We start from the raw sequence: 4,168 nt of genomic DNA on the forward strand, positions 1-4,168 counted from the left end.
TGCCGAGGCGCTCAGCGCGCTGGGCGAGTCCCGCGCCGCCGCCGACGCGCACGCCGTCTCCAAGGCGGCCCCGGGCGGCCCCGCCGCGGTCCGTGCCGCCGCCCGGCTCGTCCTCGACGACGCGGCCCGCCTCAAACCCCCGCTCGCCCTGGACTACTTGGCGCTGGTCGATCCGTCCGACTTCACCGAGATCCCGGACGACTACACCGGCGAGGCGGTCCTCGCCGTCGCCGCCCGGGTCGGGACGACCCGGCTGATCGACAACATTCCCCTGACCTTCGGAGCCGCCTCGTGACCAGCACAGGCATACGTCTGCACGCGCCCGCCCCCGGCTGGTTCATCGCCGCCGACGTCGTGGTCGTCGGCTCCGGAGTCGCCGGACTCACCGCGGCCCTGCGCTGCGACGCCGCGGGCCTGCGGACCGTCGTGGTCACCAAGGCCCGCCTCGACGACGGCTCCACGCGCTGGGCCCAGGGCGGCATCGCGGCGGCTCTGGGCGAGGGCGACACCCCCGAGCAGCACCTCGACGACACGCTGGTGGCGGGCGCGGGCCTGTGCGACGAGGAGGCCGTACGCATCCTCGTCACCGAGGGCCCCGACGCCGTACGCCGTCTGATAGCGACCGGCGCCCACTTCGACGAGTCCGAAGAGGGCGACCTGGAACTCACCCGCGAAGGCGGCCACCACCGCCGCCGTATCGCGCACGCGGGCGGCGACGCGACCGGTGCCGAGATCTCCCGGGCGCTCGTCGAGGCGGTACGCGCGCGTGGCCTGCGCACGGTGGAGAACGCCCTGGTCCTGGACCTGCTGACGGACGCCGACGGCCGCACCGCGGGCGTCAACCTGCATGTCATGGGGGAGGGCCAGCACGACGGCGTGGGAGCCGTCCACGCGCCCGCCGTGGTCCTCGCGACCGGCGGTATGGGCCAGGTCTTCTCGGCGACCACCAACCCGTCCGTGTCCACCGGCGACGGCGTGGCGCTGGCACTTCGCGCCGGAGCGGAGGTCAGCGACCTCGAGTTCGTCCAGTTCCACCCGACCGTGCTCTTCCTGGGCCCGGACGCCGAGGGCCAGCAGCCGCTCGTCTCCGAGGCGGTACGCGGCGAGGGCGCCCACCTCGTCGACGCGGACGGTGTGCGCTTCATGGTCGGGCAGCACGAACTGGCCGAGCTCGCGCCCCGCGACATCGTCGCCAAGGGCATCATGCGCCGCATGCAGGAGCAGGGCGCCGAGCACATGTACCTGGACGCCCGCCGCTTCGGCGCCGACATGTGGGAGCACCGCTTCCCCACGATCCTGGCCGCCTGCCGCGCCCACGGCATCGACCCGGTCACCGAGCCCGTCCCGGTCGCCCCGGCGGCCCACTACGCCTCCGGAGGCGTGCGCACGGACTCCCACGGCCGTACGACCGTCCCGGGCCTGTACGCGTGCGGCGAGGTCGCCTGCACCGGCGTGCACGGCGCCAACCGGCTCGCCTCCAACTCCCTCTTGGAGGGCCTGGTCTATGCCGAGCGCATCGCCGCCGACATCGCGGGCCGGCACGAGGAAAAGAGCCTCCACGCGCGCGTGCCCTCCCCGGTCGCCTACCCGGAGCAGCCCGTCCACCCGCTGCTGCCCGCCGAGGCCCGGTTCGCGATCCAGCGGGTCATGAGCGACGGCGCCGGCGTCCTGAGGTCCGCCGCGTCCCTGGAGACCGCGGCCGACCGCCTGGAGCGGCTGCACTCCGACGCGCGCGACACGCTCGCCGAGAACGGCAAGACGGCCGAGCCGGGCGTCGACGCCTGGGAGGCCACCAACCTGCTGTGCGTGGCTCGCGTCCTGGTCGCCGCCGCTCGCCTGCGCGAGGAGACCCGCGGCTGCCACTGGCGCGAGGACCACGCCGACCGCGACGACACGGACTGGTCCCGCCACATCGTCGTACGGCTGAATCCCGATCGCACCCTCGCGCTCCGCACCACCGACACAGCAGACTTCCCCCCGACCCTTCCCCGGGCCCTCGACCTCGCTCGAGCCGGGGGGACCCCCATGCACCAGCAGGCGCCCCGTACCCAGGAGCAGTGACAGTAGTGAGCAACCCCGATCTTCCCCTCCTGAACGGCGGTGGCTGCGGCGACGGCTGCGGCTGCGGTGCCGAAGGGGAGTACGACACCGACGCCCTGGAGTGCGGCCTCGACCCCGCCCTCTCCCAGCTCCTCGCCGACGCCGGGCTCGACCCCGTCGAGGTCGAGGACATCGCGCATCTGGCGATCGAGGAGGATCTCGACCACGGCGTGGACGTGACGACGGTCGCGACCATTCCCGAGGAGGCCGTGGCCACCGCCGACTTCACCGCCCGCGAGGCGGGCGTCGTGGCGGGCCTGAGGATCGCCGAAGCGGTCGTCTCGGTCGTCTGCACGGACGAGTTCGAGGTCGAGCGCCACGTCGACGACGGCGACCGGGTGGAAGCCGGCCAGAAGCTCCTGAGCGTCACGAGCCGCACCCGTGACCTCCTGACGGCCGAACGCAGCGCGCTGAACCTCCTGTGCCGCCTCTCCGGCATCGCGACCGCCACACGCGCGTGGGCGGACGCTCTGGAGGGCACGCAGGCGCGCGTGCGCGACACCCGCAAGACGACGCCCGGACTGCGCTCCCTGGAGAAGTTCGCGGTGCGCTGCGGCGGCGGCGTCAACCACCGCATGTCCCTCTCGGACGCGGCCCTGGTCAAGGACAACCACGTGGTCGCCGCGGGCGGCGTCGCCCAGGCCTTCGGGGCCGTACGCGAGACGTTCCCGGACGTACCGATCGAGGTCGAGGTCGACACCCTGCACCAGCTGCGCGAGGTCGTGGACGCGGGCGCCGACCTGATCCTGCTGGACAATTTCACGCCCGGCGAGTGCGAGGAGGCCGTGGCCCTCGTCCACGGCCGCGCGCTGCTGGAGGCCTCGGGCCGCCTCACCCTGGAGAACGCGGCGGCGTACGCGAAGACCGGCGTCGACTACCTCGCGGTGGGCGCGCTCACGCACTCCTCGCCGATCCTGGACATCGGCCTCGACCTGCGAGCGGCGGAGTAGGTACGAGCCATGCTGCTGACCATCGACGTGGGCAACACCCACACCGTCCTCGGCCTCTTCGACGGCGAGGACATCGTCGAGCACTGGCGCATCTCGACGGACGCGCGCCGCACGGCCGACGAGCTCGCCGTACTCCTCCAGGGCCTGATGGGCATGCATCCGCTGCTCGGCGAGGAGCTGGGCGACGGTATCGACGGCATCGCGATCTGCGCCACGGTCCCCTCCGTCCTGCACGAACTCCGCGAGGTGACCCGCCGGTACTACGGCGACGTTCCCGCCATCCTCGTCGAGCCCGGCGTCAAGACGGGCGTGCCGATCCTGATGGACAACCCCAAGGAGGTCGGCGCGGACCGCATCATCAACGCGGTCGCCGCCGTCGAGCTCTACGGCGGCCCGGCGATCGTGGTCGACTTCGGTACGGCGACGACCTTCGACGCGGTCAGCGCGCGGGGCGAGTACGTGGGCGGTGTCATCGCGCCGGGCATCGAGATCTCGGTGGAGGCACTCGGCGTCAGGGGCGCTCAGCTCCGCAAGATCGAGGTGGCCCGGCCGCGCAGTGTGATCGGCAAGAACACCGTCGAGGCCATGCAGTCGGGCATCATCTACGGTTTCGCCGGCCAGGTCGACGGCATCGTGAACCGCGTGGCCCGCGAACTCGCCGACGACCCCGACGACGTCACGGTCATCGCGACGGGCGGACTCGCGCCGATGGTGCTGGGCGAATCCTCGGTCATCGACGAACACGAGCCCTGGCTCACCCTGATCGGCCTCCGCCTGGTCTACGAACGCAACGTCTCCCGAACCTGACGCCCGCTGAGTGCGAGTGGGGCGCCCCGGCCAGGGGCGCGGGGAACTGCGCGCCCAGCCACAACCGACCCGCACCCGAAATACGAACGTCGGGGGGCCTGGGGGCGTAGCCCCGGCCAGGGGCGCAGCGAACTGCGCGCCCAGCCACGACCGACCCGCAGCCGAAAAACGAACCCGGGGGGCCTGGGGGCGCAGCCCCCGGCCCGCCCACCCGCGCCCCGGCGGAGCCGACACGCGCCCGTTCTGCGGATTTTGTCGGATTAGCGCGTATCGTCGCCCCATGCCCACGCCTTACGGATCTCGCGGCGGCA

General features: G+C 72.9%; 4 protein-coding genes. All 4 read left to right on the forward strand.

Translation table 11 applies throughout. The annotated features are described in order from the left end of the window. Positions 1-295 (forward strand): pantoate--beta-alanine ligase (locus FE633_RS39350; RefSeq protein WP_138049968.1); only part of this gene is annotated, 295 nt, incomplete at its 5' end. Further along, positions 292-2,061 (forward strand): L-aspartate oxidase, encoded by a 1,770-nt coding sequence (locus FE633_RS39355; RefSeq protein WP_138049969.1) that lies wholly within the window; start codon positions 292-294, stop codon positions 2,059-2,061. The genes FE633_RS39350 and FE633_RS39355, both read left to right, overlap by 4 nt. 5 nt (positions 2,062-2,066) lie before the next feature. Then, positions 2,067-3,050, forward strand: coding sequence for a carboxylating nicotinate-nucleotide diphosphorylase (nadC, locus tag FE633_RS39360; protein ID WP_138050004.1), 984 nt, complete (start codon positions 2,067-2,069; stop codon positions 3,048-3,050). A gap of 9 nt (positions 3,051-3,059) precedes the next feature. Further along, positions 3,060-3,857, forward strand: coding sequence for a type III pantothenate kinase (locus FE633_RS39365; protein WP_119101414.1), 798 nt, complete (start codon positions 3,060-3,062; stop codon positions 3,855-3,857). Positions 3,858-4,168: the final 311 nt, after the last annotated feature.

This window comes from Streptomyces montanus (assembly GCF_005786655.1).
Classification (GTDB): domain Bacteria; phylum Actinomycetota; class Actinomycetes; order Streptomycetales; family Streptomycetaceae; genus Streptomyces; species Streptomyces sporangiiformans.